Annotated in this window: 21 protein-coding genes; 8 read left to right on the forward strand and 13 right to left on the reverse strand. The window is 70.2% G+C overall.

Annotated elements, in window-relative coordinates; translation table 11 throughout:
- Positions 1-9: 9 nt before the first annotated feature.
- The 3 genes from PV396_RS05995 to PV396_RS06005 are packed head-to-tail and all read left to right on the forward strand — an operon-like array spanning position 10 to position 5,214.
- A complete protein-coding gene (locus PV396_RS05995) occupies positions 10-774 on the forward strand; it encodes a DeoR/GlpR family DNA-binding transcription regulator (RefSeq protein ID WP_319202261.1) in 765 nt (254 codons plus the stop codon).
- Positions 771-2,108: a 6-phospho-beta-glucosidase gene (locus PV396_RS06000; protein WP_319201147.1), complete on the forward strand. Its 1,338-nt coding sequence runs from the start codon at positions 771-773 to the stop codon at positions 2,106-2,108. The genes PV396_RS05995 and PV396_RS06000 overlap by 4 nt, the downstream gene beginning before the upstream one ends.
- Before the next feature lie 52 nt (positions 2,109-2,160).
- A complete protein-coding gene (locus tag PV396_RS06005) occupies positions 2,161-5,214 on the forward strand; it encodes an alpha-mannosidase (RefSeq protein WP_319201149.1) in 3,054 nt (1,017 codons plus the stop codon).
- Positions 5,215-5,315: 101 nt separating this feature from the next.
- Here the strand turns inward: PV396_RS06005 and PV396_RS06010 are convergent, their stop codons facing one another.
- Positions 5,316-6,050, reverse strand: a complete 735-nt coding sequence (locus PV396_RS06010; protein WP_319201151.1) for a hypothetical protein — start codon at positions 6,048-6,050, stop codon at positions 5,316-5,318.
- Positions 6,051-6,211: 161 nt separating this feature from the next.
- A complete protein-coding gene (locus PV396_RS06015) occupies positions 6,212-7,369 on the reverse strand; it encodes an ATP-grasp domain-containing protein (RefSeq protein ID WP_319201153.1) in 1,158 nt (385 codons plus the stop codon).
- 366 nt (positions 7,370-7,735) lie between these two features.
- On the opposite strand from PV396_RS06015, the gene PV396_RS06020 reads away from it, so the two are divergent.
- Positions 7,736-8,644 (forward strand): metallophosphoesterase, encoded by a 909-nt coding sequence (locus PV396_RS06020; protein WP_319201155.1) that lies wholly within the window; start codon positions 7,736-7,738, stop codon positions 8,642-8,644.
- Positions 8,592-9,335 (forward strand): 4'-phosphopantetheinyl transferase family protein, encoded by a 744-nt coding sequence (locus PV396_RS06025; protein WP_319201157.1) that lies wholly within the window; start codon positions 8,592-8,594, stop codon positions 9,333-9,335. The genes PV396_RS06020 and PV396_RS06025 overlap by 53 nt, the downstream gene beginning before the upstream one ends.
- On the opposite strand, the gene PV396_RS06030 is transcribed toward PV396_RS06025, so the two are convergent.
- Complete coding sequence (locus PV396_RS06030) at positions 9,310-9,537, reverse strand: hypothetical protein (protein ID WP_319201159.1); 228 nt, start codon at positions 9,535-9,537, stop codon at positions 9,310-9,312. The two genes, PV396_RS06025 and PV396_RS06030, sit on opposite strands and share 26 nt — an antisense overlap.
- A 226-nt stretch (positions 9,538-9,763) precedes the next feature.
- Here PV396_RS06030 and PV396_RS06035 point away from each other — a divergent pair, with 226 nt between their 5' ends.
- Positions 9,764-10,774 carry an alpha/beta hydrolase gene (locus tag PV396_RS06035; RefSeq protein WP_319201161.1) on the forward strand — a complete coding sequence of 337 codons (1,011 nt, stop codon included), beginning with the start codon at positions 9,764-9,766 and terminating at the stop codon, positions 10,772-10,774.
- Between the two features lie 195 nt (positions 10,775-10,969).
- Here the strand turns inward: PV396_RS06035 and PV396_RS06040 are convergent, their stop codons facing one another.
- The 3 genes from PV396_RS06040 to PV396_RS06050 are packed head-to-tail and all read right to left on the reverse strand — an operon-like array spanning position 10,970 to position 13,378.
- Positions 10,970-12,148 carry an MAB_1171c family putative transporter gene (locus PV396_RS06040; RefSeq protein WP_319201163.1) on the reverse strand — a complete coding sequence of 393 codons (1,179 nt, stop codon included), beginning with the start codon at positions 12,146-12,148 and terminating at the stop codon, positions 10,970-10,972.
- 13 nt (positions 12,149-12,161) lie between these two features.
- Positions 12,162-12,689: a toxin-antitoxin system, toxin component gene (locus PV396_RS06045; RefSeq protein WP_319202263.1), complete on the reverse strand. Its 528-nt coding sequence runs from the start codon at positions 12,687-12,689 to the stop codon at positions 12,162-12,164.
- 32 nt (positions 12,690-12,721) lie between these two features.
- Positions 12,722-13,378, reverse strand: a complete 657-nt coding sequence (locus PV396_RS06050; protein WP_319201165.1) for a helix-turn-helix transcriptional regulator — start codon at positions 13,376-13,378, stop codon at positions 12,722-12,724.
- Between the two features lie 224 nt (positions 13,379-13,602).
- On the opposite strand from PV396_RS06050, the gene PV396_RS06055 reads away from it, so the two are divergent.
- Positions 13,603-14,274 carry a hypothetical protein gene (locus PV396_RS06055; protein ID WP_319201167.1) on the forward strand — a complete coding sequence of 224 codons (672 nt, stop codon included), beginning with the start codon at positions 13,603-13,605 and terminating at the stop codon, positions 14,272-14,274.
- A gap of 87 nt (positions 14,275-14,361) precedes the next feature.
- On the opposite strand, the gene PV396_RS06060 is transcribed toward PV396_RS06055, so the two are convergent.
- From PV396_RS06060 to PV396_RS06085, 6 genes are all read right to left on the reverse strand, one after another.
- Entirely contained in the window at positions 14,362-15,297 is a 936-nt protein-coding gene (locus PV396_RS06060) for a PDR/VanB family oxidoreductase (protein ID WP_319201169.1), read from the reverse strand.
- Complete coding sequence (locus PV396_RS06065) at positions 15,294-15,482, reverse strand: hypothetical protein (protein ID WP_319201171.1); 189 nt, start codon at positions 15,480-15,482, stop codon at positions 15,294-15,296. Before PV396_RS06065 ends, PV396_RS06060 begins: the two co-directional genes overlap by 4 nt.
- Positions 15,479-16,543, reverse strand: a complete 1,065-nt coding sequence (locus PV396_RS06070) for an aromatic ring-hydroxylating dioxygenase subunit alpha (protein ID WP_319201172.1) — start codon at positions 16,541-16,543, stop codon at positions 15,479-15,481. The genes PV396_RS06065 and PV396_RS06070 overlap by 4 nt, the downstream gene beginning before the upstream one ends.
- A gap of 206 nt (positions 16,544-16,749) precedes the next feature.
- A complete protein-coding gene (locus tag PV396_RS06075) occupies positions 16,750-18,285 on the reverse strand; it encodes a sodium:solute symporter family protein (RefSeq protein ID WP_319201174.1) in 1,536 nt (511 codons plus the stop codon).
- A 1-nt stretch (position 18,286) separates the two neighbouring features.
- A complete protein-coding gene (locus PV396_RS06080; protein WP_319201176.1) occupies positions 18,287-18,598 on the reverse strand; it encodes a hypothetical protein in 312 nt (103 codons plus the stop codon).
- A gap of 89 nt (positions 18,599-18,687) precedes the next feature.
- Complete coding sequence (locus tag PV396_RS06085; protein WP_319201178.1) at positions 18,688-20,112, reverse strand: amidase; 1,425 nt, start codon at positions 20,110-20,112, stop codon at positions 18,688-18,690.
- Positions 20,113-20,398: 286 nt separating this feature from the next.
- On the opposite strand from PV396_RS06085, the gene PV396_RS06090 reads away from it, so the two are divergent.
- A complete protein-coding gene (locus tag PV396_RS06090; protein WP_319201180.1) occupies positions 20,399-21,334 on the forward strand; it encodes an AraC family transcriptional regulator in 936 nt (311 codons plus the stop codon).
- 33 nt (positions 21,335-21,367) lie between these two features.
- Here the strand turns inward: PV396_RS06090 and paaZ are convergent, their stop codons facing one another.
- Entirely contained in the window at positions 21,368-22,921 is a 1,554-nt protein-coding gene (gene paaZ / locus PV396_RS06095; RefSeq protein ID WP_319201182.1) for a phenylacetic acid degradation bifunctional protein PaaZ, read from the reverse strand.
- Positions 22,922-22,963 lie beyond the last annotated feature (42 nt).

Below are 22,963 nucleotides of genomic sequence, written 5' to 3' on the forward strand. Positions count from 1 at the left end.
GTTCAGCAGGTGCTGGCAGAAAGACGACATCAACTCATCCTGCGGGCCCTGCGCTCGGGCGGCCCCGCGGCCGTGACCGATCTCTCCGAGCAACTGGGCGTGAGCCCCGCCACCATCCGGCGTGACCTGGTCCGACTGGAGGAGGAGGGCCTGCTCACACGTGTACACGGCGGCGCCGTGGTCGAGGAGGGCGACCAGCCCTTCGCCGAGGTCGCCGAGGTGCGCGTCGCCGAGAAGGACGCGATAGCCGCCCGTGCCGCCTCCCTCGTCGAGGACGGCCAGTCCGTGCTGCTCGACATCGGCACCACCGCCTACCGGCTGGCCCGCCAGCTGCACGGCCGCCGCCTCACCGTGATCACCAGCAACCTGGTGGTCTTCGAGGAGCTGGTGGACGACGAGGGCATCGAACTGGTGCTGCTCGGCGGCATGGTCAGGCGCGAGTACCGCTCCCTGGTCGGCTTCCTCACCGAGGACAACCTGCGCCAGCTGCACGCCGACTGGCTCTTCCTCGGCACCAGCGGCATCCGGCCCGGCGGCCAGGTGATGGACACCACGGTCGTCGAGGTGCCGGTCAAGCGCGCCATGATCAAGTCAGCCGACCGGGTCGTCCTGCTCGCCGACCGTGCCAAGTTCCCCGGCACGGGCATGGCGAGGGTCTGCGGACCCGGGGAGCTGGACATGGTGGTGACGAACGCGCCGGTGGACCCGGCGACGCAGTCCTCCCTTCAGGAGGCCGGGGTGCAGGTCATCACGGCAGGAAAGGTGCAACCTTGAAGCTGACGATTCTGGGCGGCGGCGGATTCCGCGTGCCGCTCGTGTACGGGGCGCTCCTGGGCGACCACGCCGAGGGCCGGGTGACCCATGTCGTCCTGCACGACCTGGACGCGGGCCGTCTCTCGGCGGTCACCCGGGTCCTGGCCGAGCAGGCGGCCGGGGTGCCCGACGCCCCCGAGGTGAGCGCCACGACCGACCTCGACGAGGCGCTCACCGGCGCCGACTTCATCTTCTCCGCGATCCGCGTCGGCGGCCTGGAGGGCAGGGCGAACGACGAGCGGGTGGCGCTGGCCGAGGGTGTCCTCGGCCAGGAGACGGTCGGCGCGGGCGGTATCGCGTACGGCCTGCGCACGGTCCCGGTGGCCGAGGACATCGCGCGGCGCGTCGCACGGGTCGCCCCCGACGCCTGGGTCATCAACTTCACCAACCCGGCCGGTCTGGTCACCGAGGCCATGTCCCGCCACCTCGGCGACCGCGTCATCGGCATCTGCGACTCCCCGGTGGGCCTGGGCCGCCGTATCGCCCGGGTGCTGGGCGCCAACCCCGGCGAGGCGTGGATCGACTACGTCGGCCTCAACCACCTCGGCTGGGTGCGCGGCCTCAGGGTCAACGGCCGCGACGAACTCCCGCGACTGCTCGCCGACCCCGACCTCCTCGGCTCCTTCGAGGAGGGCAAACTCTTCGGCACCGACTGGCTGCAGTCCCTGGGCGCCGTCCCGAACGAGTATCTGCACTACTACTACTTCAACCGCGAGGCCGTACGGGCGTACAGCGCGGCCGAGAAGACCCGCGGCGCCTTCCTGCGCGACCAGCAGGCCGGCTTCTACGAGGAGATGCAGCGGCCGGACGCCGCCGCCCTCACCGCCTGGGACCGCACCCGCGCCGAGCGTGAGGCGACCTACATGGCCGAGGCCCGCGAGACGGCGGGCGCGGGCGAACGCGACGCCGACGACCTGTCCGGGGGCTACGAGAAGGTCGCCCTCGCCCTGATGCGGGCCATCGCCCGCGACGAGCGCACCACGCTGATCCTCAACGTCCGCAATCGCAGGACGCTCTCGGTGCTCGACGCCGAGGCGGTCATCGAGGTGCCCTGCCTGGTCGACGCCAACGGCGCCCACCCCGTCACCGTCGATCCGCTGCCCGACCACGCCTCCGGCCTGGTCTGCTCGGTCAAAGCGGTCGAACGCGAGGTGCTCGCCGCCGCCGCGTCCGGTTCCCGGGCGACGGCGGTCAAGGCGTTCGCCCTGCACCCGCTCGTCGACTCCGTGAACGTGGCCCGCAGACTGGTGGACGGATACACCGCGGTCCACCCTGGCCTGGCGTACCTTAAGTAAGCGCTTTCCCCATTCGTATCGGGTCTGCTCGTATCTGGTCTGGAGACTTCTCATGCACGACGAACGCCGGCGGATCGAGGAGCGCGTCCAGCGACTCCACGATCAGCGGATCAAGGCGGCGATCTACGCGGCCACGGTTCCCTTCGAGGTCGAGGCCTGGCAGGCGCCCGGCGAGCCGGTCTCCTTCGAGGAGGCGGCGGCCGCGTCCTACGCGCCCTTCGCCATGGACACCCCCTGGGGCCCGCCCTGGGGCACCACCTGGTTCCGGATGCGCGGCCGGGTGCCCGCCGAGTGGGCCGGCCGGCGCGTCGAGGCGGTCATCGACCTCGGCTTCGTCGGCGACTGGCCGGGCAACCAGGCCGAGGCCCTGGTCCACCTCACCGACGGCACCCCGCTGAAGGCGGTCAACCCGCTCAACCAGTACGTGCCGATCGCCAACCCGGCCACGGGCGGCGAGGAGATCGACTACCTCGTCGAGGCGGCCTCCAACCCGGACATCCTCGCCGAGAACTTCTCCAAGATCACCCCCATGGGTGACATCCTCACCGCAGGCGACAAGCCGATCTACACCTTCCGGCGCGCCGACCTCGCCATCCTTGACGAAGAGGTCTTCCACCTCGACCTCGACGTCCAGGTGCTGCGCGAACTGATGCTGGAGCTGGAGGACCACGACCCGCGCCGCCACGAGATCGCGCACGCCCTGGACCGCGCGCTCGACCTCCTCGACCTGGATGACGTCGCCGGATCGGCGGCGGAGGTACGAGCGGCCCTCGCGCCCGCGCTGGCCAAGCCGGCCAACGCCAGCGCCCACAAGGTCTCGGGCGTCGGTCACGCCCACATCGACTCGGCGTGGCTGTGGCCGATCCGCGAGACCAAGCGCAAGACGTCCCGCACGTTCTCCAACGTCACCTCGCTGGCCGACGAGTACGAGGACTTCATCTTCGCCTGCTCGCAGGCCCAGCAGTACGAGTGGGTGCGCGACAACTACCCCAAGGTGTGGGCCCGCATCCAGGAGTCGGTGAAGAAGGGCCAGTGGGCGCCGGTCGGCGGCATGTGGGTGGAGGCCGACGGCAACCTGCCCGGCGGTGAGGCGATGGCCCGCCAGCTCATCCACGGCAAGCGGTTCTTCATCGAGCACTTCGGCGTCGAGACCAAGGGCGTGTGGCTGCCGGACTCCTTCGGCTACACCGCGGCCTACCCGCAGCTCGCCAAGCTCGCCGGCAACGAGTGGTTCCTCACCCAGAAGATCTCCTGGAACCAGACCAACAAGTTCCCCCACCACACCTTCTGGTGGGAGGGCATCGACGGCACCCGGATCTTCACGCACTTCCCGCCGGTCGACACCTACAACGCCCGCTTCAGCGGCGAGGAGATGGCCCGCGCGTCCCGCAACTACCAGGAGAAGGGCGCCGCGACGCGTTCGCTGGCCCCCTTCGGCTGGGGCGACGGCGGCGGCGGCCCCACCCGCGAGATCATGGAACGGGCGCGCAGGCTGGCCGACTTGGAAGGTTCGGCGACGGTCGAGGTCGAGCACCCCGACGACTTCTTCGCCAAGGCCCGCGAGGAGTACCCGGACGCCCCCGTCTGGGTCGGTGAGCTGTACCTGGAGCTGCACCGGGCCACGTACACCTCCCAGGCCCGCACCAAGCAGGGCAACCGGCGCAGCGAACACAAGCTGCGCGAGGCCGAGTTGTGGGCGACCACGGCCGCGCTGCACGCGCCGGGCTACGTGTACCCGTACGAGCACCTGGACCGCCTCTGGAAGACGGTCCTGCTCCACCAGTTCCACGACATCCTGCCGGGCTCGTCCATCGCCTGGGTGCACCGCGAGGCCGAGGCCGAATACGCGCGGGTGGCCGAGGAGTTGGAGGCACTCACCGCCGAGGCGGTGGCCGCGCTCGGTGGCGGCGAGTCCCGCGCGTTCAACACCAGCCCCTACGACCGGGCCGAGGTGGTCCGCACCTCGACGGGCGTCCCCATGTACGTGGAGGTCCCGGCGAGCGGCAGCGCCCCGCTGTCCGTCGCCGAGCCCCCGCAGCCGGTGACCATCTCCGCCGGACGCATCCTCGACAACGGGCTCGTACGGGTGGAGGTCGCCGAGGACGGCACGCTCGCCTCGGTGCGCGACCTGAAGGCGAACCGCGAGGTCCTCGCCGACAAGGGCAACCTGCTCCGCCTCCACACCGACCTCCCGAACTACTGGGACGCCTGGGACATCGACAAGCACTACCAGAACCGCTACACGGACCTGCTGGAGACGTCCTCCGTCACGGTGACCGACGAGGACCCGCTCCTCGGCGCCATCCGGGTGGAGCGCGCCTTCGGCAAGGGGTCGAGGATCGTCCAGACGATCACCGTCCGGGCCGGCAGCCCCAGGATCGACTTCGAGACCGAGATCGACTGGCACGAGGCCGAGAAGATCCTCAAGGCGGCCTTCCCGGTGGACATCCGTGCGGCGCACTCCAGTGCGGAGATCCAGTTCGGCCACGTCCAGCGGCCCACGCACACCAACACCAGCTGGGAATCGGCCCGCTTCGAGGTCTCCGGCCACCGCTGGGTGCACCTCGCCGAGCCCGGCTACGGTGTCGCGGTCCTCAACGACTCCACGTACGGCCACGACGTCTCCCGCACGGTCCGCGAGGACGGCGGTACGACGACCACGGTCCGCCTGTCGCTGGTGCGCGCCCCGCGCATCCCCGACCCGGGCGCCGACCAGGGCAAGCACCGCTTCACGTACTCGCTGCTGCCCGGCGCGAGCATCGAGGACGCGGTCGCCGAGGGGTACTCCCTCAACCTGCCGCTGCGCGTCGCGGACGCGGCGGGCGCGCCGGAGCCGGTCGTGTGGGCGGACGGCGACGGGGTGACGATCGAGGCGGTCAAACTCGCCGACGACGCGTCCGGCGATGTCGTCGTGCGCCTCTACGAGTCGCGCGGTGGCCGGGCGGAGGGTGTGCTGTGCACCGGGTTCCCGTTGGCGGGGGCGCAGATCACCGACCTGCTGGAGCGGCCGCTCTCCGAGGCGGCGGTGGAGGGTGACTCCGTCGTGGTGGCGTTGCGGCCGTTCGAGGTGCTGACGTTGCGACTGGCCAGGGGCTCCGCCGGTTAGGCGGTTCTTTGTCTGCGGGGCGGTGGGGGCTGGTCGCGCAGTTCCCCGCGCCCCTAGGTGGGTATGGGCGGGCCGTGTTTTGCGGCCCGCCCATCTTGGGTTCAGCGGTAGCCGTCGCGGTAGTGGTCCCGGTGCCGTTCCTGCCGGGTGCTTTTGCGGGTCTGTACGAAGGTGGTGATCGGGGCTCGGAAGGCCAGCAGGGCCGTCAGGGCGATTGCGACTCCGCCCCAGGTGACGATGGTGCTCAGCATGGCGTCGAGGCTGTGGTCCCAGGTTTCGTCGACATGGAGGCGCACGGTGATCGGTGGGGTCAGGGTGGCCAGGGCGCGGTCGGAGTCGCCCTGGTAGGTGGTGATCGACAGAAGGAGTTCGTAGTCGCCCGGTTCGTTCGAGGAGACGCTCCACCACCACTCGACGGCGTCCCCCGGCCTGGCGATGACCTGTCGCGCCTCGACGTCGGTGAGAAGGGTGACCCGCACATCGGGGTCCGTGGCCGTCAGGGCGGCCCCTTCCACCCCGCCCACCGGGAACGACCGGGTCTCCGTGAGCGTTTCGTCCAGTGTGCTCCGGCTCGCGGCCTCGGCGCTCAGACCGGTGAGGGTGATCCGGAAGGTACGGGGTTCGTCCACCCCGGTCGAGAGCTGGGAACGGTAGTCGAGGCGGCCTGCGAAGAGCCGGCCGCGGTCACTCGCCACGTCGGCCTGGAACGCAGCCTGGGTCCGGGGTCCGGGTGGGTCGCAGGCGCTGAGCGCGCCGACGGCCACGACGAGGAAAAGGCCGAGGGCGAACAGCGGGCGGATGCCGCCATTGTCCCGAGCTCTGCCCGTGTCCCCCATGACTGTCTCCCGAAGACTCGGGCGGCCCCCGCGACCGCGCGCCGATGATTCTTCCCGATGCGGGGGCCCGGCGACGGCTCTTTTCCGGCCCCGGCGAACGGGCCCTGTCACCGTAGTGACGGGCCCGCGACGCCGGGAAAGTGGTCCGGTCGGCAGGGGTGTTACGCGGTGGCCGTCGCCGGCGCTCCCGTGGCGGCCTCCGCCGTCGCTCCCGTGACCGGCTCCTCGACGACCGCCGGTGCGGGTACGGCGGGCAGCGTGGACGTGGGCGTCGGGACCTCGTCCGCGGGCGCCGACACCGTACGCACCGGGCGCGGCGCGGAGATCACCGCGTAGTCCTGGCCGAGGAACGGCGGGACCAGATCGCCCGGGTCCTCGCCGAGCGCCAACTGCACTGCCGCCCAAGGGGCGTTGATGCCGCACAGCGAGAGCTGGTGCAGACCGCCGGCCGGACGCGTGTTGACGTCCATCAGCACCGGCCGGTCCTCGTACATCCGGAACTGGATGTTGCTCAGGTGGTGCAGCCCGAAGCCCTCGGCGATGAGCCGCGCGGGCTCCAGCCAGGCCTCGTCGAGGGTGAAGCCACGACGCCGGCCGTTCTTGGTGCGGCCGATCGCCATCCGGATGCGCGAGTCGGGGCCGGTGAGGCAGTCGACGGACACCTCCGGCTGCTCCAGACGGGGCATCACCAGCCAGTCGACGTCCTCGTCCGTGTTCCGCAGTACGTCGAGCACCATGTCCAACTGGACGTAGGGGGTGGGGAACCCGTTGAGGTGAGACATCGAGAAGGGGGCGCGCGTGATCACGCGGAAGCCCACCCCGCCCGCGCCCGCCGCCGGCTTGAAGCACGCCTTGTGCCCGGCGGACTCCAACTGCTCGACGGCGACGAGGAGTTCGTCGGCATCGCGCACCCGCCACCACGGTGGCACCGGAACCCCGACCGCCTCGACGGCCTGGTACGCGGTCGCCTTGTCCTGGAAGACGGCCACCGCCTCCGGCGTCGGCGCGAGCAGCTTGGTGCCGACGGCCTCGAAGTCCGCGCGGTGCTGGACGATCGCGTCCTGGTGCAGACGCGGCACGAACACGTCGATCTCACGGCGGTCGCACTGGTCGAGCGCGTACTCCACGTACGCGGCCGGGGACAGGCCCTCGGGCTCCATGGCGGCGGTGTCGGCGGCGGCCAGCACGGGCGAGTCGGCGTCGGCGTGGGTGGCGTGGATCTCCACCGCGCGGTCACTGGGATTTCTCCGCAGCTGTTCCACGAAGAACACGTTCTCCGCGTACGTGCGGTTGAGCCAGACGCGTACGCGAGAGACCATGCAGGGCCACCTTTCAGGGTTCACGGGCGCGGCGAAGCAAGGCCGAGCCCGGCCAGGGGAGAGTTGGGAACACGACAAGCCGCCGGGTGCGAACCGGGTTTTTGGCGGAAGTGTTGAGGCGATCATAAGGCTCCGCGGACCCTGTTCCTGCTACGCGCGTGTTACGGAATTGACAGCAGTACCCCGTGTGTTGCCTTGTGCACCAACCGTGGTCCCCTGTAATGATCTTCGGTCCGCCCGGTGAGCTGCGCCGAGCGGGTGAACGGAGGGCCGGCAGCCGTACTTGTCCGGCTGTCGGTGATGTGTTCTTGTGGGTCCGAACGGGCGCCCGCACGGGCGGAGTTCGGGATACGGAAGGGGGCTGGGGTGGAGACGACGGCCGACGGCGCCGGACAGCTGCTGGCGATCAGCGATCTGCACATCGGCTACCCGGAGAACCGTGCCCTCGTCGAACGAATGCGCCCGGAAACCGAGGGTGACTGGCTCGTGGTCGCCGGCGACGTGTCGGAGAACGTGGCGGACATCCGCTGGGTCCTCGAAACCCTCGCCGGCCGGTTCCGCAAGGTGATCTGGTCGCCCGGCAACCACGAGCTGTGGACCCACCCCAAGGACCCGGTCACCCTGCGCGGCGTCGCCCGCTACGAGCACCTCGTCGACCTGTGCCGTGAGCTGGGTGTGACATCACCCGAGGACCCGTACCCCGTGTGGGAGGGCCCCGGCGGCCCCGTGGTCGTCGCGCCGCTGTTCCTTCTCTACGACTACTCGTTCCTGCCGCAGGGCTGCGCCACCAAGGCGGAGGGGCTGGCGTACGCGCAGGGCACCGGCATCGTCTGCACCGACGAGTACCTGCTGCACCCCGACCCCTATCCCACCCGCGAGGCCTGGTGCCGGGCCCGGGTCGCCCACACCGAGCGGCGGCTCGCCGAACTGCCCGAGGACCTGCCGACGGTGCTCGTCAACCACTATCCGCTGGACCGGCACCCCATGGACGTGCTGTGGCACCCCGAGTTCGCCATGTGGTGCGGCACCGCGCTGACCGCCGACTGGCACCGCCGGTTCCGCGTCGCGACCATGGTCTACGGTCATCTGCACATCCCTCGGACCACCTGGCACGAGGGCGTTCGGTTCGAAGAAGTGTCGGTGGGCTACCCCCGCGAATGGCAGAAGCGACCGGGAGAACCGGGAAAGCTGCGCCGCATACTGCCGATGGAGGTCGGATCCGATGATCGAGGAGCTGCTTCCGGCCACGGTCGTGACCGTGGAAGCACACGGTGACGAGACGGCCGTAGGCGCGTACGGGGGCGACTGGCCCGGGGGCACGACGCTGTACCCCGAGGAACAGGAGATCGTGGCCCGGGCGGTGCCCAAACGCGTCCACGAGTTCACTCTCGTCCGCGCGTGCGCCCGCCGGGCCATGGAGAAGCTCGGCGTGCCGCCGCAGCCCGTGCTGCCCGGCGAGCGGGGTGCCCCGCAGTGGCCGGCCGGCCTGGTCGGCAGCATGACCCACTGTGAGGACTACTGCGCCGCCGCACTGGTCCCGGCCACCGACCTGGCCTCGATCGGCATCGACGCCGAACCCCACGAGCCGCTGCCCGCGGGAGTCCTCAACTCCGTGTCCCTGCCCGTGGAACGGGCACACCTGCTCGTACTGGCGACGGACGGCGCGGGCGCGCCCGGGTTCCCCGCGCGCGGGGAACCCGTGTACTGGGACCGGCTGCTGTTCAGCGCCAAGGAGTCGGTCTACAAGGCGTGGTTCCCGCTCACTGGCGAGTGGCTGGACTTCACCGAGGCCGAGATCGACTTCACGACCGCCTCCGGTCCGCATCCGCACGGCACCTTCCGGGCCCGTCTGCTGGTGCCCGGACCGGTCCTCGACGGCCGGCGACTCGAGTACTTCCACGGGCGCTGGACCGTACGAGGGGGCCTGATGGCCACGGCGGTCAGCGTGCCGCACCAGCCTGTCTGAGCAACTCGAAGAACCTCTCCTCGTTGCCCGCAAGACCCGCCTGCGCCAGGGCCGCCTCCGCCTCCGCCAGCACGGCGGGCGGCACGACGGGTGGTCGGCGGCCGTCCGGTGGTACGTCGAAGGCTGCGCGGACGGTGTGCAGCAGCCGCAAGTAGGCCTGGACGGCGGTGCGCTCACGGTCGGTCAGTACGGCGGTCGGCATCGGACGGCTCTCCCCATGTCGGCGTCATCTCGGCTCAGCTCTGCTCATCCCTGCGTCTCCAAGCTTGCCGCCCGCCACTGACAATCGCGGTTCCTCACCCGTCGGTTCGCTCGCTTAGCGGAGGCGAAACCTCCTCGAAACGCCTTGTGGGAATGGGGTTCTACGCTCAGGGGGAAAGGGTTTTCGACAACCGGATCAGGGCACGGGGAGCGGGGAGGCGAGCGGTGTGACGGACATTCCACGTCACGGACCGGCACGCGCCGTACGGCTGCGGTCGGTGGGCGACGGTGAGCTGGAACTGCGGTACCGCGTCGTGCACGGATACCGCCGGGCCTTCCGGATGGCCGGCGAGGGCCCCGCCCTCGTCCTCATCCACGGCATCGGGGACTCCTCGGCGACCTGGGCCGAGCTGATCCCCGACCTCGCCCGCAGCCACACCGTGATCGCCCCCGACCTGCTCGGCCACGGTGCCTCCGACAAGCCGCGCGCCGACTACTCGGTGGCCGCCTACGCCAACGGGGTGCGCGACCTGCTCACCACCCTCGGTATCGAGTCCGCGACGCTCGTCGGGCACTCCCTCGGCGGTGGGGTGGCGATGCAGTTCGCCTACCAGTTCCCCGAGCGCACCGAGCGGCTCATCCTGGTCAGCGCGGGCGGAGTGGGCCGCGAGGTCAATCCCGTCCTGCGGGCGGTCTCGCTGCCCGGCGCCCATCTCGCATTGTCCGCGCTGCGGTTGCCCGGGATGCGGCTTCAAGTGGGCCTCGTGGTGCGGCTGATGAAGCTGCTGGGCACCGGTCTGGGGCAGGACGCCACCGAGTTGCTCACCCTCGTCGACGCACTGCCCGACGAGACCGCGCGCAACGCCTTCATCCGTACGCTGCGCGCGGTGGTCGACTGGCGGGGGCAGGTCGTGACGATGCTCGACCGGTGCTATCTCACCGAGGGCATGCCGACGATGTTGCTGTGGGGGGACCGGGACAGCGTGGTGCCGGTGCGGCACGCGTACCGTGCGCACGAGGCGATGCCGGGCAGTCGCCTGGAGGTGTTCGAGGGGGCCGGGCATTTTCCGTTCCACAGTGATCCGGCGCGGTTCGTGGCGCTGGTGGAGGAGTTCACCGGGGGGAGTGCGCCGGCGGCGTGGAGTCGGGAGCACTGGCGGGAGCTGTTGGTGGATGGGCGGGCCGGGCAGGCGGGGGAACAGGGTTTGCGTGAGGTGAGTGAGCGTAGTGCGACGTAGGTGAGTTCGGCCTCTCGGGTGCGGGTGAGAGTCCGGGTGCGGGTGCGTTGTGGCTTGTCGCGCAGTTCCCCGCGCCCCTAAAAGCAGTTGGGCCGCGCGCCTCTGAAAGCAGTTGCCCGCGCCACCCTAAAAGCAGTTGGCCGCGTCCCTTGGGTGCGGGTGGGTTGTGGCTGGTCGCGCAGTTCCCCGCGCCCCTTACGGGGCGCTTCTCTCCCGTATTTCGGCCACTACCGGGGATCTGCGTAGGGCGAGGGACATGCCGACCAGGTCTCGGGGGCCTCCGGCTGGCGGGGGCGGGGTGTCGTTCTCTGTTGCTGCCGCGGTGATGACCTTGCCCTCCGGGTCCGCCGCTCTGGCCCGTAACGCCGCCGTCACCATGGCCGCGTCCGCCTCGGCGCGGGCGCCGTCGGGGGAGGAGCCCGCGGCGCGGGCCGCGTCGTAGGCCCGGGTCCGTACGGCCGGGTCGAAGTACGGGTACAGGCTGAGCATGCCGTCGTGGATGTCGGACTCCCGCTGGGTGACCCGGAGTTCGGCCGGTGACCACCAGGCGATACGGACCGTGCGGTCGCCGTGTTCCGACAGCGGGGCGAGCTCCCGCCACAGCGGGCTGAGGCGGCGGTACGTCGACCAGGCGCTCCACACGTCCTCGACGCGCTGGAAGGCCAGCGGGATGCAGAAGCCGGCCGCGGTGACGACCTCCGCGGCGGCGGCCATCGCGGGGGCGACATAGGTGCTCAGATAGTCGAGGTCCACGCCGTTCCAGCGGGCGACGACAGCCGTCAGCTTGGTGGCCGCGAAGGCGATGTTGCAGAAGAAGCCGGCCACGATGACGAGCAGCCCCACCCGCAGCCAGCCGTGCACCTGCAGCGCCCACGGCCAGCACACCATGTTCATCGCGATGTTCGAGACGGTGAGCGCGACGAGGTACAGCACGATCATCTCGCGGATGAACGGCGTGTTGGCGTAGTGCGTGTCGAAGTCGCGCAGGCGCTGCTCGGGCGCGTCACCGAGGGCGAACAGCGCCGCCGTCGCCACGATCACCACCGCGTACCCGGCGATCCAGCGGCGCGAGGCACGTCGGGTGGCCTCGGGCGGGCCGCCGCGCCAGTTGATGATCAGCACCAGACACGAGGCGCTGAAGGCGCTCAGCAGGCAGTACACGAGCGGCGCCGAGATGTTCGGGACGGCGGTGACGCGGTTGACCCAGGAGATGGTCGGCGGGGCCGCGAAGAGGAACACCAGCACGGACAGCAGGAGCAGCGTGTACACCGACCGCAGCAACGGGTCGCGCCAGGCGCGCAGTATCGCCCGGCCCTTGAGGAGCAGGACGATCACCATCGCGGCGGACGGAACGTAGTAGCTGGAGTCGTTCACCCCCGGCGCTCCCTCAGTTCTGCGGCCGGCGGTAGCCCAGGGAGGCCTCGATCCGGCCCGCGAGCTGGTCCCGCCGTACCGGCCGGTGCGCCGAACCGGCCAGCCACGTACGGCACTTGCTGGCCAGCAGCAGGCCGAAGCTCTCGGCGTCCTGCTCGTCCGTGAGGTGGGAGCGGGTGCGGGCGGCCACCTTCCGGACCGTGGCCTGGAGGTCCGCGGAGTCGCTGAGCAGCCGGGCGGCGACGGCGGCGCCCTCGACATGGTGGCCGCAGTGCCCGGCCTGCATGTGCCACAACTCGTGGCCCAGGATCACCAACTGGTGGTCGGGAGCGGTGCGTTCCTCGACCACGATGAGGTCCTGGTCGGCCATGTCGAGCCACAGCCCGCTGGCCGTGCCGGGCGGGAAGGGTGCCGCGCGGAACAGGACGGGACGGCCACGCCGCCTGCTCATGGCTGCGCACAGGGCGGCGTAGAGGTCGGCGGGTTCCGCGGGTGCCGGAAGCTTCAGCTCGGTCACCAACTCGCCGCACAGGCGGCGCATCTGCTTGCCGATGTTCACAGTCATCCCTCGGATCACGACTCCGGCCGCTTGACGCTCTCCAGAAGCATGTCCAGCCATTCGGCGACCTTGTCGCGATGCTGGTCGGAGGGCAGCTGCGCGGCCCGCCAGGCGATTCCTCGGACACCGTGGTCCTGCAACAGCCGCTCCAGCGGGTCGTCGACGGTCCTCGCCGCCTCGCGCTCACGGTCCGCGAGCTGCTGGAGGAGCTCCTGCTCGGAGGCTCTCAGGGCGCCCGCGAGTGCTTCGGGGTCCTCGGCGGTGAGGAATCCGGCGTGCACTCTGAAGAAGCGCTGGATGGCGTCGCAGTGCTCCATGGTGGGGCGCCGGTCGCCGTTGATGAGGGCGCCCGCCTGCTGGCGGGACATTCCGGCGCCGTCGGCGATCTCCTGTTGGGTGTACTTACGGCCGTTCGGTTTGAGCCGGGTGCGGCGCAGCAGGCCCAGCCGCTGAAGGAAACGGGCCTGGAGGTCGGGTTCGCCGGCGCTCTGCCCGCTCAGCAGGGCCTTGACGACGCTCTCCGGGACACCGGACGCGACGGAGAGCCGCCCGGTGTGGAAGACCTCGGCATGCGATACGCCGAGTCGGTCCGCGAGGGCGGTGACACGGACCACGACCGCGGACAGCAGCACCGTCGCCGTGGCGCCCGGAACCTCGTAGCCATCCGTCACCGACAGGTCTCCTACGTCTTCTGCGTGTACGTCGTCGTGGTTGCTGTGAACTGCCCGGAGAGAGTAGCGGGTTGTTCGAACTCACATCCAGCTCTCGCCACATCTGTGGCCAGATTCAGCCTTCAACGGGCATGAAATGCCACGATAGTTGACACGACTTATAGCGGGGCAGCAGGATCAGGGCGCCGCGTGAAGGCCGCATGAGCAAGAGGGGTGACCTCCCGATGGCATTTCAGGCAGGTGGGCAGCGGCCTGCGCCGCGACCCGTCCCCGAGAGTCCCGAGGCCCAGGCGTATCTGCGGGACTACGCCACACTTCTGGAGGCCGTGCCCTTCCCGTCTGTCGTCCTCGACCACCGGTGGGACGTGGTCCTCTGCAACGCCGCGTTCGAGACACTTTTCCACGCGGTCGGCCCGCATCCCACGGCCATGCCGGGCGACAACTTCCTCCGTTTCGTCCTCTTCCATCCCGACGCGGGCACGGTCCTCGGCGAGCACGAGTCGAGCTGGTGCCTGCCGATGCTCGCCCAGTTCGCCGCCGCCCTGGAGCGGCACGCCCAGGACCGAGGACTCCAGTCCATCCGCCGGGACATCGCCCAGGACCCGATCATGGAGGCGGCCTACCGCCAGGGCCTGCCGCACTGGATCCGCGCGGTCGGCGAGGAGGCCGTCCAACAGGACGGCGCCGTACGCCCGTTGCTGCACCCCGACCCGCACTGGGGCGCCACCGCGTGCCGCATCGTGTGCGAGACCCCCGGCGTCCTCGAGAACGCGGGTTATACGAGGCTGACACTGGTGCCCCGTGAGACGCGGCGCCCGGCGGACGTCCCCCGCAGAACACGCCGCCCGCGGCGCTCGGCGAGCCACCTGAGCGTGGTGCCGGCACCGGAGGCGTGAGCCGGACCTGGCCCCGGAACCGCCGGCGTTCAGGTCGCCGACGGCACCGGGGCCACCGCCGTGCCGTAGAGCTGTGACGCTGTGCGGCTAGAGGTCGAGGACCAGCCGGGGGCCTCGGCACCGGGACACGCAGATGAGCATCGTCTCGCCCGCCTCCCGCTCCTCGTCCGAGAGCACCGAGTCCCGATGGTCCGGGGTGCCGTCGAGGACGTCCGTCTCACAGGTCCCGCAGGTGCCCTCGGTGCACGAGTAGAGGACCTCGACCCCGGCAGCGCGCACGGTGTCCAGCACGGACACGTCGACGGGCACGGTCAGCGTACGACCGCTGCGCTGCAGGACCACCTCGAACTCGCTGTCCTCACCGCCCTGTTGGGCCTTGGGCGTGAACCGCTCGACGTGCAGCGCGCCGACCGGGCAGACCGACTCCACCGCGTCGAGGAGGGCGCCGGGACCGCAGCAGTAGACGAGGGTGCCGTCCGCCGGCTGCCCGATCTCCGAGTCGAGGTCCAGGAGTCCCGTCTCGTCCTGTGGAGCGAACGTGACCTTGTCCCCGTAACGCCCCAACTCCTCGGTGAACGCCATGGACTTGCGGGTGCGTCCGCCGTACAGCAGCGTCCACTCGGCGCCCGCGGCCTCGGCGGCGGCGAGCATCGGCAGGATCGGGGTGATGCCGATGCCGCCGGCCACGAAGCGGTAGCGGGGCGCCGGCTTGAGGGCGAAGTGGTTCCGGGGCCCCCGGACCCGCACCTTGTCGCCCAGCCCCAACTGCCCGTGCACATACGCCGATCCACCGCGCCCGTCCGGCTCGCGGAGCACCGCGATCCGCCACGCCGACGCGTCGGCCGGGTCGCCGCACAGCGAGTACTGCCGCTCGAGGCCGGGCCCGAGCAGGACGTCGACATGGGCGCCCGGTTCCCACCCCGGCAGCTCCTCACCCAGCGGGTGCCGCAGGGTGAGCGCGAGCACCCCGTCCGCGGCGGACTCCCGCCGCTCGACGACGAGTTCGGCTTCGTACACGTTCATGAGCTGGTTCCCTGTGGCTGGTCCGCCTGCGGTTGATGTCCCTGCGGGTGGGCGAGCATCCACTCCCACATCTCGATGGGGTCCTGCGAGCTGTGTTCCCGGCCGCAGTGACAGGTTCCGTGCAGGATGTCCGTGCCCGGCAGCCAGTCGATGCGGTAGACCTCGCCTGTCGGGCTGCCGCTCACAGGACCTTCTCCACCGGCTTGTCGCCCTCCTCGACCAGCCGGGCGAGGATACGGCGGGCGGCGAGACCGCCGGTGTCGATGTTGATGCTCAGCTCCTGGTATCCGGACCGCTCCGAACCCAGCGTCCGCTGAAGGAGGTTGAGCGCGTCGACGTCCTGCATGACCACGGTGTGGTTGTTGCCCCGCAGGAACTCGGTGACCTCGTCGTCGTCCGTGGCCCAGTCGCGCGAGACCATCCAGAAGTCGTACACCTTCCCGTCCGCCGACGGGGTGATGGCGTAGGTGATCTCGGTGTGGAAACCGTTCGGGTCGCTGCCGTCGGCCTCGGGCAGGACGCCCACGGGCGCGATCCGGCTGTGCAGCAGATACAGGCACGGCGCGTGGTACTCGATGTCCTGCCAGCGCGTGATCCGCCCGCTGATGCCGGTCGACTTGGCGTAGAACGGCGGGCACTCGGCGTCGTCCATGTGCCGGCTCACCCGGACGATGCCCGCGCCCTCGTCGACCTCCGTGGTGATCGGCGTCTCGGCGACCTCGGGGGTGCCGATGTAGCCGCCGTGGAGGTAGGTCTCGTGGGAGAGGTCGAGGAGGTTGTCGACGAGGAGTCCGTAGTCGGCGTCGATCGGCTCCATGCCCTTGACGGTGGTCCAGCCGGGGGAGTCGAGGTGCCGGGCCCGCGGAATGGTGTCGGCGTCGGCGAGGGCCGGGTCGCCGATCCACACCCAGATCAGGGCGTCCTGCTCGACCACGGGGTAGGAGGCGACACGGGCGGTACGCGGGACGCGCTTCTGTCCGGGCACGTACACACACGTACCGGTCGTGTCGTAGGTGAAGCCGTGGTAGCCGCACACGATCCGGTCGCCGTCGAGTCCGCTCTCGGACAGGGGGTAACGCCGGTGCACACAGCGGTCGGCGAGCGCGATGGGCGTTCCCTCGCCCTCGGTGCGGTAGAAGACGAGGGGCTCACCGAGGATGGTCCGGCCGAGCAGCTCCCGCCCCACCTCGTGGCTGTAGGCGGCGACGTACCACTGGTTCCGGGCGAAGGCGGTGGTGTGAGGCATGGGGGTTCCGTCCCTGTCGGCGGGGTGTCGTCGCCCCGCGTGCCGTGGTTGGACCCAGGGTCGTAAGGGTTGCGACGACTCGGCAAGACGGCTTCCGTCAGACGGAAGGACTTCTGTGAAAACGCTGGTCAGAGTCCTGTTCTGCCAGCCCCTGGGTGCCAGGGCCGAGGGCCCGGTGGAGGGGCTGGGCAGCGGTGACAGTGTGCTTACGCCGGTTCCGGTTCGGTTTCGAGGGGGACGGGCGGCTCGGGCGAGCGCACTTGGCGGGCAGCCACCTCGAACAGTTCGTCGACGCGGCGTCGTTCTTCCGCGCTGGTGCCCGTGAGCGCGGAGACGACGAGGTAGGCCACGAGATTGACGCCGAGGGCCACGATGCCGCTGGTGATGCTGCCGAGGGCTCTGATGTCGTCCGGGAAGACGATCGTGAGTATCAGGGCCGTCAGTGCGCCGGTGAGCATGCCCCACAACGCGCCGTGCTTGTTCCCGCCCCGCCAGAAGATGCCCAGGAAGAGCGGCACGGCGAGCTGGACGATGCCCTGGTAGGACACCTGGGCCAGAAGCTGGAGCCTGCTGTAGTTGAAGGTCAGGTACGCGACGATGCCGGCCAGGGCCATGAAGGCGATCATGCTTCCCTTGGCGACACGGGTCAGTTGACGGTCGGTCAGCTGACGTCGGGGCGAGTTGACGAGGTCGTTCGCGATCTGGAGCCCGCACACCTGCACGCTGCCGTCGATATGACCCATCGACGCGGCGAAGACCATCGTCACCCCCAGACCGAGCAGCCAGGTCCCGCCGTAGGACTGCATGATGGTGAACCACCCGGCCTGTGGGTTCGCCGCGACCTCCGGCATGTTCCACGCGGCGATGCTGAGCAGGGTCAGCAGCGTGTAGAAGGTGGACGAGATCAGGACCGTTCGTACGGTGGCGGACTTGACCGCCCGGACACCGGCGGCGGTGTAGATCCGCTGGAAGCTCATCGGCCAGCACAGCGATCCGATCATGCCGGTGAAGATGAGGCTGAAGAGGTACATCGGCCCGTACTGGTCACCGTCGCCGGGAACGCGCAGCATCCTCTCCGGAACCTGCCCCAACTGGGCGAAGCTGATGGGTCCGTCACCGAGTCCGAGCAGCAGCGCGAAACAGAGGCCGCCGGCCAGGACGTAGGCGACGATCCCTTGGAACGCGTCGCTCAGGATGAGCCCGCGCATACCCATCTGCACGGTCCAGTACTGCCGTACGAGGATCACCGCCAGCCCGATCAGCAGACACGTCGTCACCGACAGTTCGCCGCCGGTCGCGACATGGAAGACCTCGCCGAGGGACTGCATCCCGAGCACGACCCAGGGAAAGACCGAGACGATCCCGATGACGCTGGCGACGACTTTCACGGCGCGCGAGTCGAACCGTACGCCGAGGAGATCCGGCTGGGAGCGCAGGTCGTACCGCGCACCCCAGCGCCAGGCTCGCGTCGCCATGAAGTACATCGCCGCCACGCCGAGAATCGAGTACGCCAGGCCGTAGAACCCGAAAACCCCGAAGCCCGCGGAGAGTCCGAAGAACGCGATGAACGTCGCCCCGGGGAACCAGGAGTTGACGTAGGACATCGCGACGTACCACGGGCCGTACGAACGCCCGCCGACCGAATACTCCTCGAATGTGGGCTTGGACGGTTGCTTCGTGATGTAGAGGATGGCTATGACGATGGCGTAGAAAACACCGAGCATCGAAAGAATGACGAGCATGTCAATCCACTTCCTCGACCGGCGTCGCCGGCGATGTGACCGCGGAATCAGCGAGGGTGTCGGGCCGGCGGGCTTCGCCGAGTTCTCCTCGGACGTCCTCCACCCAGTAGAGAGCCCAGAGGGAAAGCCCGACCAGGACGGCGATGAGAATCCAGTACCAGATCGCCACCGGAAGACCCGCGATGACGACAGCGGAACCACTCGCCCACAGATAGGCGGGCGGGAAACAGCCGAATACGAGAGCGAGCCCGTATATTCCGCCGAACGCGACGCGGATCTCGACCGCGTCACGCCGTTTGATGAACTCCTTCATTACTCTCCTTGGCACAGCAGAGACCGGACAACTCGTGAAGGCTTGTCGAGTGCAGGACTTATCGAGTGGAGTACTTATCGAGTGGGTACTTACCGAGGATCGATCGGGGTGAATGACCCCAGGGCGCGCTCCAGCACCTCGCCGGCGTCCAACAGCCGCCGGTCGTCGAAGCGCCTGCCGACCAACTGCACGCCGACCGGCAGACCGTTCGTCACACCGGTCGGAACGGCCAGCGCGGGCACGCCGAGCGGCGGGAGCGCCATCATCGGCCACTGGATCTCCATGACGTGCCGCATGCTCTCCTGGCCGGCCACGTCCTGGTCCTGCGTCATCGCCTGCTCGGCGGACACCGGCAGCAGCAGGGTCGGGTACCGCTCCAGGAAGAGCTGCAACTGGCGGCCCAGGGTGCCCCGCCGGGCGTAACCGGCGATGAACGTCTCCAACGACGGCGCCGCGCCCCACCATTCGGCCGCGTTCGCGAGCGTGTGCTCGGCGGAGGCCAGCATTCCGGCGTCACCGAACTTCCGGACCTGCGGCAGCTGCGTGGCGAACTCCTGCAGTACGAGGAGGTACCACAGCCGGTACGCCTCGGCGAGCAGCGGGAGTTCGACCTCCTCCACCTCGAATCCGGCGGCCTCCAGCACGCGGGCCGCCTGGGTGAGTGCGGAGTCGACCTGCGGGGACGGGGGCACGACCCCGGGGTCACGGACGAGGCCGACCCGCTTGGCGTTCGGCGACGGCGGCGGCGTCGGGTCACCGGGGATCTGCCAGAAGCCACGTGGGTCCCACCCCTCGACGGCATCGAGCGCCAGCCGCGCGTCGGCCACACAGCGCACCAGGGTGCCCTCGACCGCCATGGTCTGCATCGCCAGTGTGTGCTCGGGCGTCCCGGTCGCCGACGTGAACGACGCGACCCTGCCCGGTGTCGGACGCAGGCCGACGAGCCCGGTCGCGTACGAGGGGTAGCGGATGGAGCCGCCCACGTCGTTTCCGTGCCCGATCGGCACCATCCCACTGGCGACCGCGGCCGCCGCGCCGCCGCTGGACCCGCCCGGGGTGCGCTCGGCGTCCCAAGGGTTGAGCGTCCGGCCATGGAGGTCGTTGTTCGCGAACCAGCGGAATCCGAACGCGGGCGAGTTGCTCCTGCCGGTGAAGACGGCGCCGACTCGGCGGAGGCCGGCCACGACCGGGGCGTCGTCGGTCGCGATGTTGTCCGCCTGCGCGACGATGCCGTCAGTGGTCGCATAGCCACGATGGTCGGTATTGATCTTGGTTGCGACGGGGACGCCCAGCAGCGGTGCGTCGTCGCCCGCCCGGATCGCGGTGTCCGCCCGGTCGGCGGCGGACAGGGATTCCTCCGGGCGGATGTCGACCAGCGCGTTGATCCGGGGGTTGACCTCGGAGATCCGGTCCAGGCAGCTCTGTGTCACCTCACGGGCCGAGATGTCACGGGAGGTGAGCGCGGTCCGCAGACGGGTCGCCGTCCAGGTCCACAGGGGTTGATCGTCGGTCATGGGCACGTTCGGCCTTCCGGAGGAGACGCCGGGGACGACCCACGCTAGGTACGACGGCCGCGCCGGACTTTTCCGTCCGTGCCGCGAACTTGGCCGTCCGTGCCATCTCGACGTGGCCTTGCGTGCCGGCTCGCTGTATCCGATTCCGTGCGACCGGGCTATCATCCCGCCAGACCGTCGTGGTCACCGTCGCCGTTTCGATCATCAATTCCACGGAAATCCGAGTCCCGGGGTCGGTGGGCGCACCGCACCACAACACCGCAGCATCCGTGACAGGGCCAGGCACATGGGCATTACCGTTCGTCACCTTCAGGACGGCAGCATCGTCTCCGGCTATCTGCCGTCAACCGATCCGGCCGCCCAGTTCGACGACCAGGTCCTCATGTCCTGCCGGGGCGGGCAATTCACCGGCGACTTCTCGGCCTGGCGCACGGGCCGGCTGCTCGGCTGTGACGTGGCCAACGACGCCGCGTCCACAGCCAGGCGGATCGTGCCCCACGACGGGAGGGGCACCTACATCGTCGGTGCACTGCTGGAAGGCGAAGCCAGCTATGTCGGCTCCACGGGTTCGACGATTCTCACGCCGTCCTCCCTCATCGTGTATCCCGCCCAGGAATCGTTCTTCTTCTCCTATACGACGGCTTTCCATTACACGCTGATCGCCGTCACCGCCGAGGAACTGCGGGTGCCGGAGAGTTCACTGGCGCGGTTGGCCCAGCGGATACAGGTGGAGGCATCGCCGTTCAGTGCCGCTCTGACGGCATTTATGCGAGCGGGGAACCCTTCCGCCGTCGCGACCCTGTCGGCACGCGATCTGGCCGATGTCGGCGAATACGCCACGCAGATGGTGCGCCGGATCGTGGCGCGCTCGGACGAGAACCACTTCGGCCGGGGCGGCGACGCCCGGCTGGCTCCGATCCTCGCCTGGATCGAGCAGAACCTCTCCGACATCGGCCTCGGGCCGGAGCGGGTGGCCGAGGCCCACCATGTCTCACTGCGGCAACTGCACCGGCTGTTCACCGGGACGGGGACCACCTGCAGCCAGTACATCCTGCGCCGCAGGCTGGAACGGATCCGCGAGGACATCCTGCGGTACGACCCCGACGCGTCGCTGACCACGATCGCCCTGCGCTGGGGCATCGACGACCCGTCCTACCTCTCGAGAGTGTTCCGCAGGCACTTCGGCACCAGCCCCCGCGAGACCCGCCGCCGTCCTGTCTGAGAGGGCGGTGTCCAAGGGCCCGGCCTGCGCGGACTACTGGTCCTGGAACGCGGCGATCATCCGGCGGGACGCCTGCAGCCCGGTGCGCTGCATCAGTTCCAGCACGCCCCTGATGCCCGCCAGCTCCGATCCGCCGCCGGCCCGTCCGGGCCCGCCGTGTCTGAGGGCGGGCAGCGGCGATCCGTGGCCGGTGGTCTGGTCCAGGTTGGTCGAGTCGAGCAGGTGCAGCCGGCCGTGCCAGGGGGCCGCGTCGCGGGCGAAGGCGGTCGTCCAGGCGAGGTCGTCGCCGACCAGTGAGGCGACGAGGCTGCCCCGGCCGCGGGCCAGCAGGTCGCCGGCGTGGGCGGTGTCGCGGTACGCGAGGACGGTGGCGGCGGGGCCGAAGGGTTCGACCTCGTGGGGCGCGGCGGCGTCCGGGTCGGCGGAGATCAGCAGGGTGTCCAGGAAGGCGCCCCGCTCCGGGTCGGCGTCCACCACGCGCACCTTCTCGGGGTCGCCGTGGACGAAGCGCCCGGACGCCGCGATGGCCCGCACCGCCCGTCGTACGTCCTCACGCTGGGCGAGGCTGACGACCGGGCCCATGCGCACGCCCTCCGCGGCGGGGTTGCCGATGCTCACCCCGGCGAGCCGGGACGCGATCGCGTCGAGCGCGGCGCTCTCGTGCTCGCGGGGTACGAGGACCCGGCGGACGGCGGTGCACTTCTGGCCCGCCTTGACCGTCATCTCGGTGACGACCTCCCGTGCGAACGCCTCGAACAGCGGTGAAGCGGGGGTGACGTCGGGGGCCAGCACGACGGCGTTGACGGAGTCGGCCTCGGCGTTGAAGCGGACGGAGCGGGCGACCAGGCCGGCGTGGGTGCGCAGGGTCTCGGCGGTGGCGGCGGAGCCGGTGAAGGAGAGGACGTCCTGCTCGCCGAGCAGGTCGAGCGCGGGGCGTACCGAGCCGGCGACCAGTTGCAGGGTCCCCGGTGGCAGGGCTCCGGAGTCGGTGATGATCCGCACCAGGCGTTCGGTGAGGTACGCGGTCGGGGTGGCCGGTTTCACCACGCTCGGCATGCCCGCGAGCACGGCCTGGGCCAGCTTCTCCAGTGGTGCCCAGACGGGGAAGTTGAAGGCGTTCACCTGGAGCATCAGACCGGGGGACGGGGTGACGAGGTGGACGCCCAGGAAGTCCTCGCCACGGGCCAGGCGCTCGGGGGGACCTTCGACGAGGTGCGGGGCGTCCGGGAGTTCGACGCGGGCCCGCGCGGCGTAGTCGCGCAGGACGCGGATGCCGCCGTCGACGTCGTAGCGGGCGTCGTTGAGGGTGGCTCCGGCGCGGGTGGAGAGGGCGTAGAGCTCCTCACGGCGGGCGCGGACGGCGGCGGCGAGTGCCTCCAGGAGGTCGGCCCGCTGGTGGAAGGTGAGCGCGCGCAGTGCGGGCCCGCCGACTTCGCGGGCGTGGCCGAAGGCACCGGCGAGGTCGAGGCCCCGGGAGGAGACGTGGCATACGGTCTCGCCGGTGACGGCGTCGTGGACGTCGACCGCCGCCGGGTCATGGGCCGTCGGGGCGACCCAGGTGTCCTGCAGATAACTTTCGAGAAGCATGGGATACGGCCCGCTTTCGTCGAAGAGGGAAGAACCGGAGTC

The sequence above is a fragment of the Streptomyces sp. ME02-8801-2C genome, from assembly GCF_033793965.1.
GTDB lineage: Bacteria > Actinomycetota > Actinomycetes > Streptomycetales > Streptomycetaceae > Streptomyces.